The organism is Marinobacter pelagius, from assembly GCF_003315345.1.
In the GTDB taxonomy this organism is placed as follows: domain Bacteria; phylum Pseudomonadota; class Gammaproteobacteria; order Pseudomonadales; family Oleiphilaceae; genus Marinobacter; species Marinobacter pelagius_A.
In genome coordinates this window covers 1-13,584 of the sequence record NZ_QNRO01000008.1, presented here as the reverse complement: position 1 = coordinate 13,584, position 13,584 = coordinate 1, and the positions used below count along the sequence as shown (strand labels likewise).

The 13,584-nt window shown below is 54.5% G+C and carries 15 protein-coding genes; 8 read left to right on the top strand and 7 right to left on the bottom strand.

Features of this window, described 5'->3' with window-relative positions; all coding sequences use genetic code 11:
* Positions 1-3: 3 nt before the first annotated feature.
* Entirely contained in the window at positions 4-1,272 is a 1,269-nt protein-coding gene (locus tag DET50_RS08930) for an ISL3 family transposase (RefSeq protein ID WP_113862521.1), read from the top strand.
* Between the two features lie 154 nt (positions 1,273-1,426).
* On the opposite strand, the gene DET50_RS08925 is transcribed toward DET50_RS08930, so the two are convergent.
* Complete coding sequence (locus tag DET50_RS08925; RefSeq protein WP_113862520.1) at positions 1,427-1,675, bottom strand: type II toxin-antitoxin system Phd/YefM family antitoxin; 249 nt, start codon at positions 1,673-1,675, stop codon at positions 1,427-1,429.
* A 474-nt stretch (positions 1,676-2,149) separates the two neighbouring features.
* Here DET50_RS08925 and DET50_RS08920 point away from each other — a divergent pair, with 474 nt between their 5' ends.
* Positions 2,150-3,169, top strand: coding sequence for an AraC family transcriptional regulator (locus DET50_RS08920; RefSeq protein WP_113862519.1), 1,020 nt, complete (start codon positions 2,150-2,152; stop codon positions 3,167-3,169).
* 158 nt (positions 3,170-3,327) lie between these two features.
* Here DET50_RS08920 and DET50_RS08915 read toward each other — a convergent pair whose 3' ends face one another.
* A complete protein-coding gene (locus DET50_RS08915) occupies positions 3,328-4,539 on the bottom strand; it encodes an argininosuccinate synthase (protein WP_113862518.1) in 1,212 nt (403 codons plus the stop codon).
* Between the two features lie 237 nt (positions 4,540-4,776).
* Here DET50_RS08915 and DET50_RS08910 point away from each other — a divergent pair, with 237 nt between their 5' ends.
* Together DET50_RS08910 and brnA are read left to right on the top strand one after the other, a co-directional pair.
* Positions 4,777-5,040, top strand: a complete 264-nt coding sequence (locus DET50_RS08910) for a BrnT family toxin (protein ID WP_113862517.1) — start codon at positions 4,777-4,779, stop codon at positions 5,038-5,040.
* Positions 5,030-5,299: a type II toxin-antitoxin system BrnA family antitoxin gene (gene brnA, locus DET50_RS08905; protein ID WP_113862516.1), complete on the top strand. Its 270-nt coding sequence runs from the start codon at positions 5,030-5,032 to the stop codon at positions 5,297-5,299. The genes DET50_RS08910 and brnA overlap by 11 nt, the downstream gene beginning before the upstream one ends.
* 95 nt (positions 5,300-5,394) lie before the next feature.
* On the opposite strand, the gene sbcB is transcribed toward brnA, so the two are convergent.
* Positions 5,395-6,843, bottom strand: a complete 1,449-nt coding sequence (sbcB, locus tag DET50_RS08900) for an exodeoxyribonuclease I (protein WP_113862515.1) — start codon at positions 6,841-6,843, stop codon at positions 5,395-5,397.
* 297 nt (positions 6,844-7,140) lie between these two features.
* On the opposite strand from sbcB, the gene DET50_RS08895 reads away from it, so the two are divergent.
* Entirely contained in the window at positions 7,141-8,163 is a 1,023-nt protein-coding gene (locus DET50_RS08895) for a site-specific integrase (RefSeq protein ID WP_113862514.1), read from the top strand.
* 75 nt (positions 8,164-8,238) lie between these two features.
* On the opposite strand, the gene DET50_RS08890 is transcribed toward DET50_RS08895, so the two are convergent.
* The 4 genes from DET50_RS08890 to DET50_RS08875 form a co-directional block, all read right to left on the bottom strand.
* Complete coding sequence (locus tag DET50_RS08890; RefSeq protein WP_113862513.1) at positions 8,239-8,433, bottom strand: type II toxin-antitoxin system VapB family antitoxin; 195 nt, start codon at positions 8,431-8,433, stop codon at positions 8,239-8,241.
* Positions 8,434-8,548: 115 nt separating this feature from the next.
* The gene (locus tag DET50_RS08885) at positions 8,549-8,791 is read right to left on the bottom strand and encodes a DUF2442 domain-containing protein (protein ID WP_113862512.1); all 243 of its coding nucleotides are present in this window, start codon (positions 8,789-8,791) and stop codon (positions 8,549-8,551) included.
* A 213-nt stretch (positions 8,792-9,004) separates the two neighbouring features.
* Positions 9,005-9,916, bottom strand: coding sequence for a hypothetical protein (locus DET50_RS08880; protein ID WP_113862511.1), 912 nt, complete (start codon positions 9,914-9,916; stop codon positions 9,005-9,007).
* Positions 9,917-10,275: 359 nt separating this feature from the next.
* On the bottom strand, positions 10,276-11,013 hold the full coding sequence (locus DET50_RS08875; protein WP_113862510.1) for a PEP-CTERM sorting domain-containing protein: 738 nt from the start codon (positions 11,011-11,013) through the stop codon (positions 10,276-10,278).
* 376 nt (positions 11,014-11,389) lie between these two features.
* On the opposite strand from DET50_RS08875, the gene DET50_RS08870 reads away from it, so the two are divergent.
* The 3 genes from DET50_RS08870 to DET50_RS08860 all read left to right on the top strand — a co-directional run bounded on the left by DET50_RS08870 (position 11,390) and on the right by DET50_RS08860 (position 13,532).
* Positions 11,390-11,638, top strand: coding sequence for a helix-turn-helix domain-containing protein (locus DET50_RS08870; protein WP_113862509.1), 249 nt, complete (start codon positions 11,390-11,392; stop codon positions 11,636-11,638).
* 3 nt (positions 11,639-11,641) lie between these two features.
* Complete coding sequence (locus tag DET50_RS08865) at positions 11,642-12,949, top strand: type II toxin-antitoxin system HipA family toxin (protein ID WP_113862508.1); 1,308 nt, start codon at positions 11,642-11,644, stop codon at positions 12,947-12,949.
* A gap of 232 nt (positions 12,950-13,181) precedes the next feature.
* Entirely contained in the window at positions 13,182-13,532 is a 351-nt protein-coding gene (locus DET50_RS08860; protein WP_113862507.1) for a transposase, read from the top strand.
* The last annotated feature ends 52 nt before the right edge of the window (positions 13,533-13,584 follow it).

The following is a 13,584-nucleotide window of genomic DNA, read 5'->3' as shown; positions in this document are numbered from 1 at the left end:
CCGATGCTTGACCTGCTGAATCTGCCTGGCATAAAACCGGTGGATATGCGCCATGAGAGCAAAGGCCTTGTGATAGTTGCCAAGCCGGAAACGGTCGAGGTGCCGTTATGTGGGGACTGCAACACTCCTATGCACAAACACGGCACGCGCAAAAACAAGTTCATGGACACGCCGTTGTACATGGAGCCCGTCCGTCTTGAAGTTCAGCGCCCGCGCTTTCGATGTGAGTTGTGCGGCAAAATGTCCATGCCGGAGTTGAGTTTTCTGGATGACAAACGCCGAGCCACCAAACGGCTGGTCGATGTCATTCGGCAACAGTGCCTTGGAACCACCTTCCATGCTTTAGCCGAGCAAACCGGCGTGGCGGTGAACACCGTCAAGAACATCGCTCATGACCTCATTGAGGAACTCTCCCAAACCGTTCGCTATGAAACCCCGGTCATCATGGGCATCGACGAAGTGAACCTGGCAGGCGGGTATCGCTGTGTAATTACCAACCTGGCAACCAACAACGTCTTTGATATGTTGGAGCATCGTACTCAAGAGCACCTGAAGCCCTTCTTCAAGGATTTACCGGACGCTGACAAGGTGGAATGGGTCTGTACGGATATGTGGCGGCCCTTCAAACGTTCTTTTGCTCAATACCTGCCCAACGCCAAGCTGGTTATCGACAAATTCCATGTCGTTAAAATGGCCTCCGAAGCGCTGGAAGTTGAGCGCAAGAACTATCAGGCTCAGCTAAGCAAAGAAGACCGGATTTACGTCAAAAAGTCCATTCGCTGGCTCACCCTGAAGCGGCCCGGTAACCTGACGCCCGCAGAACAAAAGGCGCTGGAGGTCGTGAAGCAGGCGATCCCAGAGCTTGCCGTAGCCTATGATTTCAAGGAAGCCTTCTTCTGCATCTACGATGAACCCGACAAGCAGAGCGCTCAGAACGCCTTTGAAGCCTGGGAGAACAGCTTGCCAGACCAAGGGCTAGTGGCATTCAAGAAGCTGGCCAAAACGGTTCACAACCATTACGACGACATCTTTGCCTACTGGGATGCACCATTCCCGATCACTAATGGTTACACCGAAGGGCTCAACGGTTTGATCAAGATGTCCAACCGATTAGGTCGGGGTTACAGCTACCCCATCATTCGAGCAAAGACGCTGTACTCCAAAGAAGCCCGAAAGGTCGGGAGTGGTATTCGAGCAGGTCACGGCAAGGTGGAATATGGGCCGCACATTCCGACGTTGTTGAAACAGGCAGAGAGTGGTGAGCTGGATTAACGCGAGAGAGTTGCATCAGAGAATCCAACCAATGTTAGATTCTGGTGAGGCAGCGAAAAACAGAGAAATCCAACCAGAGGCTACATTTGACCTGATCTCGAATCCAGGGTCAGAGCGAGGGAATTCCAACCCTAGAATGCAAATAGCCGAATATTTAAAGCTCATTCAGGTCAACTCGAACGCTTGGTTCTGCACTTCTTTTTTTCACAATGGCTGCCAGCTCCTGATCGTCCAATCTGTCGAGCATGGCTTCATAAACTTCAGCCGGAACACAGTAAAATGCAGGCTTGTTCCGATTCAAAACAGCAATTGGAAATCCCTCTCCGGAATCCACGGCCGCCATCGGATTCTTTTTGAGCTCTGAAATGCTTGCGGTAACTTCTGAGTAGATTTGATGAGTCATGCGATCACCTAAAGGACCTGTTATTAGGTCTTATTGTGTTAGAGGGTACACATTTTGGCAAGCAAAATGACTGGTTTAAAGGTCTTTTTTAGAGGATATGCGCAATCTTACCAGCGCGGTTGACGATCTATGCTTTTCCGGCCAAGCTCCGGTTGATCTCTGGCAATGTACAGCCCACCCAAAAAACAATCCGTAACACTGAGACACAACTCACAAACAGACATGTCGAGAGCAAATACGTAATCTAAAGCCGTGGATTCAAGCAGTATCCCCCATGGCGGAGGAGCCGTGCAGTACCTCCGCCGCCATATGGGCGATGAGTTCACAGGATTAACGAATTTTTTCAGGCACTTTCGTTCTTTCCGTGTTTTCAGGCCAGCTTTTTAGCTGGCCTTTTTATTTGGCCTGAGTCCCGCCCCGCTTCTCCTGTATACTCGGCAACAAACGACGACAACAAAGCCGTACCGTATAACCATGACAACTCCCGGAACCGTCTCCGTCGCTGCCCTGCGCCAATACGTCCGTGCCGCCGAAGCCTCGGGCATCGATATCCGCCCTCTTGTTACCCGTGCCGGACTGGATCCCGCCATCCTGGAAACCGATGACGACCGCATCAACGGCGAACAGTTCCAGAACTTCATCCGCCAGCTCGTCGACATGGCCAACAACCCCATCCTCGGCCTGGAAACCGGCGATTTCGTGCAACCCGGCTCCTACAGCGTGCTCGGCTACATCACCATGAGCTGCTCCACCCTGGGCGAAGCCGTGGCGCGAATTGCCCCGTTCGAAAAACTGGTCGGCGACATGGGCACCACCCGCCTGTCCGTGCATGGCGATACCCTCAAACTGACCTGGCACTGCAACTACGACGATCGGGTGGTGCGCCCGCACCTGGTGGATAACGTGTTTGCCTCCTGGATCAACTACGCCCGCTGGCTGGCAGATGACACCACCACTGCGCCAACCGCCGTCCAGTTGCGCCGGCAATCGCCAGACCCAAAGCAGGAAGCCGCCTACCATCAGCGCTGGCACTGCCCTGTCGTGTTCGGGGCCGAGGAGGACTGCATCACCCTCCCCAAAGCCCTGCTGGACAGCCGCCTCCGCCAGCCCGACCCGCTGCTGCGCAAAACCCTGGAAGCCCATGCCCTCACCCAACTGGCATCCCTGGAAACCGACAGCGATCTGACCACCCGGGTGAAACACTGCATCCAGAAGCAGCTCAACCAAGGCATCACCCGGCAAGACCTCGTGGCCGAAGACCTCGGCCTCACCAGCCGCACCCTGCAACGAAAACTGAGCCAGGAAGGCGTGTCATACCAGCGCTTACTGGATGAAGTGCGGCAACAGATGGCGGAGGATTACCTGCGAAACAGCGACATGGCGATACCGGATATTGCGCTGAGGCTGGGGTATAGCGAGACCACGTCGTTTCACCGGAAGTTCAAGGTAGTGGCGGGGAAGACGCCCGGGGAGTTTCGGCGTGGGGAATCGTGAAGATGGGGTCAGATGAACGGAGTTCATCAGACCCCGGAGCAACTCAGGGGTCTGAAGAAAACCTTCTTCTGACCCCAACTTAGACTCAACCCCAAAGTGAAAGCATAAAAAAAGGGGTCAGATGAAAGCGTTCATCTGACCCCGTCTTAAACCCTACCTCAGAGCTTCCGCCCCTTACTGGCCGCAATCCGCAACCGCAATGCATTCAGCTTGATAAAGCCTTCCGCATCCTTCTGATCATACGCACCCTGATCTTCCTCAAAGGTGGCGATCTTCTCGTCGAACAGGGAATCGTCAGACTTCCGGCCAACCACGTCCACGTTGCCCTTATAGAGCTTCAGGCGAACGGTACCGTTGACGTATTCCTGGGTGTTGTCGATCAGCGCCTGCAGAGCCTCACGCTCCGGGGACCACCAGTAACCGTTATAGATCACCTCGGCGTAGCGCGGCATGATGCTGTCTTTCAGGTGGGCCACTTCGCGGTCCAGGGTGATGGACTCGATGGCACGGTGCGCACGCAGCATGATGGTGCCGCCCGGGGTTTCGTAGCAGCCGCGGGACTTCATGCCCACGTAGCGGTTCTCGACGATGTCGATCCGGCCGATACCATTGGCGCCGGCCACCTTGTTCAGGTGCTCCAGAACCTCGTGGGGCTTCATGGCCTGACCATCGATGGCAACGATGTCGCCCTTCTCATAGGTCAGCTCAATGTAAGTCGGCTTGTCCGGCGCGTCTTCCGGAGCAACACTCCAGCGCCACATGTCTTCCTCGGCTTCCGCCCAGGGATCTTCCAGGTTGATGCCTTCGTAGGAGATGTGCAGAAGGTTGGCATCCATGGAGTACGGGCTCTTGCCCTTCTTCTTCTCCACCGGAATGTTGCGCTCGTCGCAGTAGGCCATCAGCTTCTCGCGGGAGTTCAGATCCCACTCACGCCAGGGCGCAATCACCTTCACACCCGGCTTCAGCGCGTAGGCACCCAGCTCGAAACGCACCTGGTCGTTACCCTTGCCGGTGGCACCGTGGGAAATAGCATCCGCACCGGTCTCGTTAGCAATCTCGATCAGCCGACGGGAAATCAGCGGGCGGGCAATGGACGTACCCAGCAGGTACTCACCTTCATAAACGGTGTTGGCGCGGAACATCGGGAACACGTAATCGCGCACAAACTCCTCGCGCAGATCCTCGATGTAGATCTCCTTCACGCCCAGCGCTTCCGCCTTCGCACGCGCCGGCTCCACTTCCTCGCCCTGGCCGATGTCGGCAGTGAACGTCACTACCTCACAGTTATAGGTATCCTGCAACCACCGCACGATCACGGAAGTATCCAGGCCACCGGAATAGGCCAGAACCACCTTTTTGATATCAGACATGCCCTTGCTCCAGACTGAACAGAATGGATGTGTTGAAAAGAAGAGCAATATTGTACGGAAGTGCGGGAGGAAAGGCTATTGGGCGAATGGTGGGGGCGTGGCACAGGGGTCTGGCGCGGCAGCGGAGTCTGGTTGGGCACTGGGGTCTGAAGAAAACTTTCTTCTGACCCCGAGTTAGCAGCTCAACCCCCCCTCCAGCATCTTGCGATTTGAGTAAAAAAGGAATATTTTTTACTCATGGATGAGTTTGAGTTCGACAAAACCAAAAGCCAAGCGAACCTAGATAAGCACGGAATTGATTTCGTAGCTGCCCAAGGGCTATGGAAGGATCCATACCTGCTGGAAATCCGAGCAAAATCAGAAGACGAGCCAAGATTCGTGCTGATAGGCAAGATTGGTGAAGAGCATTGGTCCGCTGTCGTTACCTACAAGGAAGGTCGTATTCGCCTGATTTCTGTCAGGCGTTCCCGTAAGAAGGAGGTTGAGCTCTATGAAAGCTGAAAACTTCGATAAAAAATTTGAGGAAGATCAGGAAGATATTGTTGATATCCTCGACCTGTCTTCTGCTCGCCGTGTTAATCAGGAACAAAAACGAATCAACGTTGATTTTCCAGCCTGGGTTGTAGAGTCGTTGGATCGCGAGGCGGCGCGCATTGGCGTTACCCGCCAATCGATCATCAAGGTGTGGCTGGTTGAGCGTTTACAGGCAGAGTCTGCTAATAAGCCGCTCAATGGTGACGCCACAGGCGGCGCACATTAGAGGAGCGGTAGATCTCTACTCAGAAGCTGGATGGAACTTGGGGGCAGAAAAAAGCGTTCTTCAGACCCCTCTGCCCATCAACCCCCTGTGCGCCATCACACATAAGGAATCAACGACTCTCCATAAAAATGCAACTCTTCCAAAACATGCCGCTTCTCCGGCGTCAGCTGCGGATCGGCCGCCAGGCGCTGCAGCTCGTGGGCATAGGCCTCCAGCGACCGCCAGCCCTTCTTAGGGTGCATCAGCCGCTCGGAGCGGAACTGCTCCCAGCGCTCCATCTCCTCGCCGATCAGGGTGCTGGGGTAATTCCGGGCGCGATATCGGAACACCAGCTCCTGCAGCCGGTCATCCTCGAACCGCACTTCCTGCTCTCCCAGCGTCTCCACCGGCTGGCTCAGCAGCCAGTTCAGTTTTTCCCGATCGGTCTTGCTGATAAACCCACCGGCATAGAGCTGCTCGTCCGGATCGGTCAGGTCACTGCCCTCAAAATCCTGGTCAAACGCCTGGGCAATGCGAGCCGGAAGATCCGGCGCCTTGCGCAGCTTGGCCAGGTTGGCACGCAGTACATCGCCATCCAACTCCAGCTCTTCCAGTCGCTCGGCCGAGAGCGTTGACAACATATTCGCCGGCGCCAGCACCGGGCATTTGTTCAGCTGCACGCCCTTGAGCGGGAACCGGCTCACACCCTCCCCCAACTCCGCCTGGGAGGTAAACACCCGCTCACGAATCTGCTCCGGCGTAGCCGCAATCAGCTCGTCGGGGTCTTCCCGCAGGTCATAGACAATTACCAGATTCTTGTTGGTGGGGTGGTCCGCCACTGGCGCCACCATCGCACAACAGCCCCGGCTGGCCGGGTATTTGGCGGAAATATGAAACACCGGCTTCATGGTCCCGGTATCCAGCATCTGCCGGGCCGAGTGCTTGTCTTTATTCTGCAACACAAAGTCGAACAGCTTGGGCTGCTTTTCCTTGATCAGCTTGGCCACCGCAATGGTCGCCTCCACATCCGACATGGCATCGTGGGCACTCTCGTGGGCAATGCCATTGGCCACCGTCAGCTCCTCCAGCTTGAAACTGGGGCTGCCGTCTTCCTTCTTCGGCCAGTTGATCCCCTCGGGCCGCAGCGCGTAAGTCAGCCGCACCATATCAATGATGTCCCACCGGGAATTCCCGTTCTGCCACTCCCGGGCATAGGGATCGCGAAGGTTCCGATACAGCGTGTGCCGCGTTACCTCGTCATCAAATCGCAGGCTGTTGTACCCGACCACACAGGTTCCCGGCTGACTGAACGCCTCGTTGATTTGGGCAATGAATTCCGCTTCCGGGTAGCCCTCTTCCACCGCTTTCTGTGGCGTAATCCCGGTAATCAGGCAGGCTTCAGGTGACGGCAGGTAATCGTCCGTCGGCTTGCAGTAGATCACCAGCGGATCCTCAATAATATTCAGATCCGCATCCGTCCGAACCCCGGCGAACTGTGCAGGCCGGTCATGCACCGGATCGACACCAAAGGTTTCGTAATCGTGCCAGTAGAATGAGCGGATCAAATGCAACCTCCTAAGAACGCAGAATGCAGGAGTTTAGAACGAAAAACGGATTTGAAACAAACAGCTCCCGTCTGGTTGTGCCTTGAACAGCCTCTTAAGGCCTTCAAACCCCCGCTACAAAGCCGTCCCTCAACACTTATGCTCACATGACATATGCATATTCGAATTCAATATAGATTTTTTATAGGCTCTCGGCCCAGACCAACTGACAACACCTTTAGGATGAAATCGCGCGCAACATTTTATCTCACCGGCCGGAGAGATCTTCCAATGACCTAACTATCAGGAATATTTAACATGCATCTAAACCAACATCCGCTATCCGAGGACAACGTTCGGGAGTTTGCAGCCGGCGTTTTACGCAACCAGGCTCCTTCAACACTCCAAAAATATAAGCAAATTGCTAGTCGTTTAGTCGACAAGGAGTGGATCGATTATTGCGTGGAAAGGGACCTACGAAGAAACACGGCCAAGACCGTACGGGCCGCATTTCGATATTTCGAGGCACACCGCCTCGCGACGATAATCGGATATATTGACCGCTATCGAAACGAGGAGAGGCATCATCTAGCCGAGGCATGGTCTTTCCTTTTATTGGAACTACTTTACCCGAATCTTTTGGATGCGCTAGATAAGAGCTACACACCAAAGGTTGAGCGGAAAAAGAACTCCAAGCGAAAGGCACTGAAGGGAAAGCCGAAAAACTGGCGAGAAGTCGTTATTCAAAAGCTTCAACCTGAGGATTGGTTGTTGGGCCAAATATACGCGATGACAGGCTGCAGGCCCGCAGAAACGGCCAAGGGTATTGAGCTCAAAGTTGTGGAGGTCGGGCTCGAAGTGACAATCAAGGGAGCGAAGGTCAGTGATTTAACGGGCGGCGGACAGCCTGAACGAATTATTACGGTCTCGGCACTTAACCCTTTCGCCCAAGAGGTCATCTCGGTGATGTCGCACACCCGACGTCCCGAAATTGAAATAATGTGCCCAAATCCGGACTCTTTCAGAAAGCGTTTTAAAAAAGTGGTGACCGCACTTGGCTGGCCAGAACTTGCTCCGTATTGTTTTCGACACCAGTTTTCAAGCGACCTCAAAAGCGCCAACCAAAACACTACTTTGTTGTCTCTGGCTCTAGGGCATCGTTCCGGGAAATCGCGCAGCGCCTATGGCCACTTCGCTCAAGGGCGGAGGGCCAGAGGAGGTAGCGGAATGCTAGTGAAGGTTGAGGCCACGTACCCTGTAAGGGAGGACACCAACACACTGGATAGCTCACTTGAAGATATTCCTGACGATTCTTCCTCTCAGGATCCTTCTCTCGGTTAAGAGGATGATGCTCTATTAATTTAAGGTTGTGATTTAACTGCGGACAGGCAGACATGGATGCGGCCTGTCCTACAGTCATCTGGCGCTCCGCATTTCATCAAGATCACCCTCCCACTTTATTTCGCCCCGCAACTGACAAATTTCCTTCTGCCTGCTCACCTGTACCAACAGCTTCAAGCCCTTCTCGACAGCTTCTTTTTTGGTTTCGCAACCCGATGCCTTCAAAGCTGCGGCCATCAATTCGTCGTCTATGACAATGTTCGTTCTCATGCCGCTCCTCTGTGCAGAAACAGACCAATATATACACAACTTAGGGCTTCACAGATACGGATACGATTACAATTAACTTCAGAGCGACAATCACCGTCCGAGAACCCCCCCCTGTTTACGCCGCACCCTGCTTAGCGTCTCGATACAGCATCGCCTCGATACTCAAATGGTAATCCAGCGTCTCCCATTCGATCCCCGTGCCGTCACAAATGAAGCGGTACTTCCGAAATTCGGAAATTGAAGCCCGCTCAAGTTCGGGATACCAGGAGACCGGAGTTGAAATAACCCGGCCATCCTCCAACTCCACATGAAGATACCGATCGTCAATATGGACATCCTTTCCTTTTAAACCAGGCATCCCACCTCTCCTGAAATTCAACCCGATAAATTTCAATGATCCTGAGGCATTCTTTCAGTCCCTGATTCTTCAGGGAACTGTAATTCACTCTCTGGCAAAGGGGTCTGAAGAAAACCTTCTTCTGACCCCAACTTCCGGCCGAACTCGGAGCCAAGGTCCAAGACGGGGTCAGAAGAAAGCTTTCTTCAGACCCCTCGTGCAACACAGGCAACCCTAGAACAGACTCTCTCCCAAATCCGTCTGGTGCGTCCGCAACCGCGGCACCCCGGCTCCAGTCAAAGTACTCATATCCACCGTCATATTGGTCGGCAGGTTAATAAACACCCCCTGCCCAGCCTCAATTACATTGGCCCCGTCGGGACTCTGCCACTTCACATCCTCGCGCTGGAAACCTATAAAGAAATCATCGGTGAAGCCGGTTCCACCGGAGCCATTATCAGCACCGACAATAAGCGAACGCAATTGGGATAAAGCAGCGCATGTTTCGCCGGGCACACAGGCACCATTTGCGTCAGCGATACCAATCTGCGTTGCACGCTTTGTGGTTTCGAGATTATCTGGCCCGAACAGGGTCGCCTGCTGAGGGTTTCCCGAAGAGTCATTGATCACCAGACCAATATCGCCACTGAAGGAGGTGGTATTTGAAGAAACAGACCCCCGAGCCTGCTTGAACCCCATCCGGAACCCAGAAAGCCGGCCAACCGAGTTATCCGGATTCACCTCATCCGGATCCACCGCCAGCTCGATATAGGGATCATAGGCTTCGAAAGGAACGGCTTCACCGGCCGCGTAGGTCACGCCGTCGTACTGGGCGCCGTCGCCCTCCCGGGCAATATGGCCCAGCGCCACATGGCTGGCAGCAAAATCCGCCCCACCATCAATCTGGCCGACCACGACATCATCGATATTGACCCTGGTCTCGATATCCATATTCAGGGTCATCCGCGTGAACTCATGCCCGGAGGCCGTGGTGTCCACAGGAAGGTTCTCAATGTTCATAAAAGCCTGCCCTGTCACCTCGCCCATCCTTTCCTCGGAAATGGGCTCAAGCTCTGCATGGGCAACGGGCGCCAAACCCAGGCAGAACACGGCAAGGGCAGCGTATCCATACGCTTGCTGTTTCATAGGTTGTATCTCGGATTGTTGATTCAAGAGCCAGTTTCGACGCCCGACTCCACTGCCACCGCGGCTTATTTTTCTTTTTACCAGCGATCGCAGGCGGCCACTTTGTATTCTTTTTGATCAGCCACGGAAGCACTATATCCGAGAAGCCATGGCGGGTGGTGTGCGGCTATTCACAATCGAGGGAAGGAAATGTGGAGGAAGAGCGTGAAGCAGGCACAGGGCTCTGCGGCCGACTCAGAGGTCTTGGCTCAGGGGTCTGATGAAAGCCTTCATCTGACCCCATTTTCAGGCCAAACTCACAGTCACAGTCCAAGACGGGGTCAGAAGAAAGTGTTCTTCAGACCCCAGGTGCACGCCACTCAGCCCGAGGTCCGGCGCCGAACCAGCCCCAGGGCCAACAACCCAATTGAAAGTAATCCAATGGTACCCGGCTCAGGCACGCTGGCCACCGGCGGCTTGTCAGGTGCTGGCGGCGCCGAATAAATCGCACCCACGGCATCAATATCCGCCCCTACAGTGCTGCCGCCCTGCCCGTCCTTGTCCGGGTCATCAATCAGTTGCACCGCATCGAACAACAGCGAGCCCGCGGTAAACCCACTGAAGATTGCGTCGATATCCAGGGAGGAGGTCGAACCATTCACAGATCCAATCTCGAAGAACCCGTCACCATTGATGTCATAGCTCGAGCCCAAAAGATCGAAGGTATCCAGCGTCGGCCGGATCGCAACAAAGGTATCCTCCACATCCGGGCCAATCTCGAAGATGTGAAGGTCATAGGCATCGTCGCCACTGTTGGTGAGCGAATTATCAGTAAAAACCAGCTCAATCAGACCGCCACTTCCGAGAGAAACCGAGCCAACCGAACCGGTATAATCCGGAGCACCCAGCGCCTCCGCAGGATCCATATAATTCGGATCCGTCGGCCCAGCCTCATCACTGTAGGACGGATCATAATCAAGAACCCCATCGGCAAAACTCACATCCCCATCCGGAAACGTAATCCCGTCATAGGTCACCGGCACCGCAAACACCCTGGCCGAAAACGCCAGCGCCAGAATGATCAAACCAGCCTGCATCAATCGAACATATCCCTGCATGGTGTTACTCCATAACTCCTTATGAATTAGTAATGTGCATCAGTCCGAAGGCAGGAACCATTCCGGTTACCGGGAATAACGCTCATTACGGGCATTTACATCCCACCATGAACCCGCCCAGACCGGCATCCGTTAAAAATGTCGACACGAGCAAAGGGGGACACGAGGCCGGCACAGGGGTCTGATGAACAGCACAGGGGTCTGAAGAAAACCTTCTTCTGACCCCGATTTCAGGCCAAACTCCGAGCCACAGTCCAAGACGGGGTCAGAAGAAGGTTTTCTTCAGACCCCAAGCCCCTCATCCCAACTAGAGGATAAACTTGTCATTATCCTCTATGAGGTATATCGTAAAAATTATCCGCCCAAGGGTATAGCCATGAAAATCACCTCGCCCGAACAATTAGCCCAAGCCCTCAAAAACGCCCGAAAGGAACTTGGCCTGACCCAACAAGCGGCAGCCGATCTGGTTGGCATCAAACAGGCCACCGTATCAGCGCTCGAAAACAACCCGGAGAACAGTCGCCTGGAAACACTCTTCAAGTTACTGGCCGCCCTGAATCTCGAGCTAAAGCTTTCCGAGCGTGGCACGGCTGAGCAGACATCCGGCTGGGACCAGGAGTGGTAAATCATGCCGCAACTCATCGTCGCCCTTAACGGCCTTCATGTCGGCGCACTGACCCTGGACCGCTCCGGAGGAATGGAATTCCAGTACAACGCAGAATGGCTAGACAGGCCCGGTGCACGCGCCATCTCGCTTTCACTACCCTTGTCACGGTCACCCTACAGGGGTGAGCTGGTCTACAATTTTTTCGACAACCTCCTGCCAGACTCAGACGCCATTCGCGCACGGATGCAAGCCCGGTTCAAAATCCCATCCCGGCACCCGTTCGACCTACTGTCCACCATTGGCCGCGACTGCGTGGGCGCCATCCAGCTTTTCCCCGGGAACGCATCCATTCCGGATGTCAGGGCAGTAACCGCCGAGCCGCTGGATACCCAAACCATTGCAAATTTACTCAAGGGTTATCGAGACGCGCCCCTCGGAATGACAGGCGAACAGAATTTCAGAATTTCCCTGGCAGGAGCACAAGAGAAAACAGCCCTACTGTGGCACAACAACCAGTGGCAGCGCCCTGTCGGCAGCACACCGACAAGTCACATCTTCAAGCTTCCAATCGGGTTCCTCGACCACAGCAACATCGACCTTCGGGAAAGCGGCGAGAATGAATGGCTTTGCCTACACATTCTGAAAGCCTTCGGCGCCCCCGTTCCCAACGCGGAACTCGCCGAATTCGCAGACCAGAAGGTATTGATTGTCGAGCGCTTCGATAGGCGCTGGTCTGGTGACGGTTCCTGGTTAATAAGGCTTCCCCAGGAGGATTTTTGCCAGGCATTGGGTGTCGCCCCTGCCATCAAATATGAAAGCGATGGCGGACCGGGTATCCGGGAGGGAATGGAACTGTTACTTGGCTCCCAACAGGCAAACCTGGATCGCGAGCGTTTTTTCAAAGCACAGATCCTGTTCTGGCTATTGGGCGCTATCGATGGGCATGCCAAGAACTTCAGCCTGTTCATAGAACCAGGCTCCGCTTACCGCATGACGCCTCTGTACGATGTCATATCTGCTTACCCACTGATGGCGCAAGGAAGCCTCCCGCCAGAAAGAGCCCAAATGGCCATGGCGGTCCGGGGCCGAAACAAACACTACCATTGGAACCGAATTCAGCCCCGACATTTCCTGAGCACTGCAAAACAGGTCGGATACTCAATCAGCCACGCCAAAGAACTAATCAAAGAAATCTCAGCCCAGACAGAGCGCGTCATTACCGAAATAGAGGCAATGCTGCCCGGGGGCTTTCCTGAACATGTCAGCGGGCCGATTCTGGAAGGGATCAGGAAGCAAGGCGAAAAGCTCGCGAGCACTTCAGAGGGTTAGACACAGGAGTCCAAAGATGACGCAGAGGCCTGTCCGGCACAGGGGTCTGATGAAATCCTTCATCTGACTCCATTTTCAAGCCAAACTCAGAGCCAGCTTTCAAAAAGGGGTCAGAAGAAGGCGTTCTTCAGACCCCAATTCCCAACCCCGTGACAAAGATCACAGCCTCACTCCCGATAACCCCCTAAAGTCCCGCCCCAAAGTAACCCAGCAGTCACAAGGATGTGATGAAATGCCCCGCACCCAACGCTTCTGCCCCGCCGGCATCCCCCAACACATCGTCCAACGCGGCAACAACCGCCAGGTCATCTTCCGCGGCAACAGCGATCAGGCCTTTTATACAAATCTCATGAAAAACTACGCCGAAGAACACCGCGTCTCCCTCCATGCCTGGGTATTGATGGACAACCACGTCCATTTTCTGGCCACGCCGGAAACGGATAAAAGCATCTCATTATTCATGCAGGCCATCGGCCGGCGATATGTCCGCTATTTCAATCGCAGATATGACCGCACCGGCAGTTTATGGGAAGGCCGGTTCCCCCTCTGTCAGCCTAGTTGTCCAGTAGGCGGTTTCGCCTGAATTTAACCAATCAGGGGCGGCATGGGAGCATTCATGCCACGCTATTCCGAAG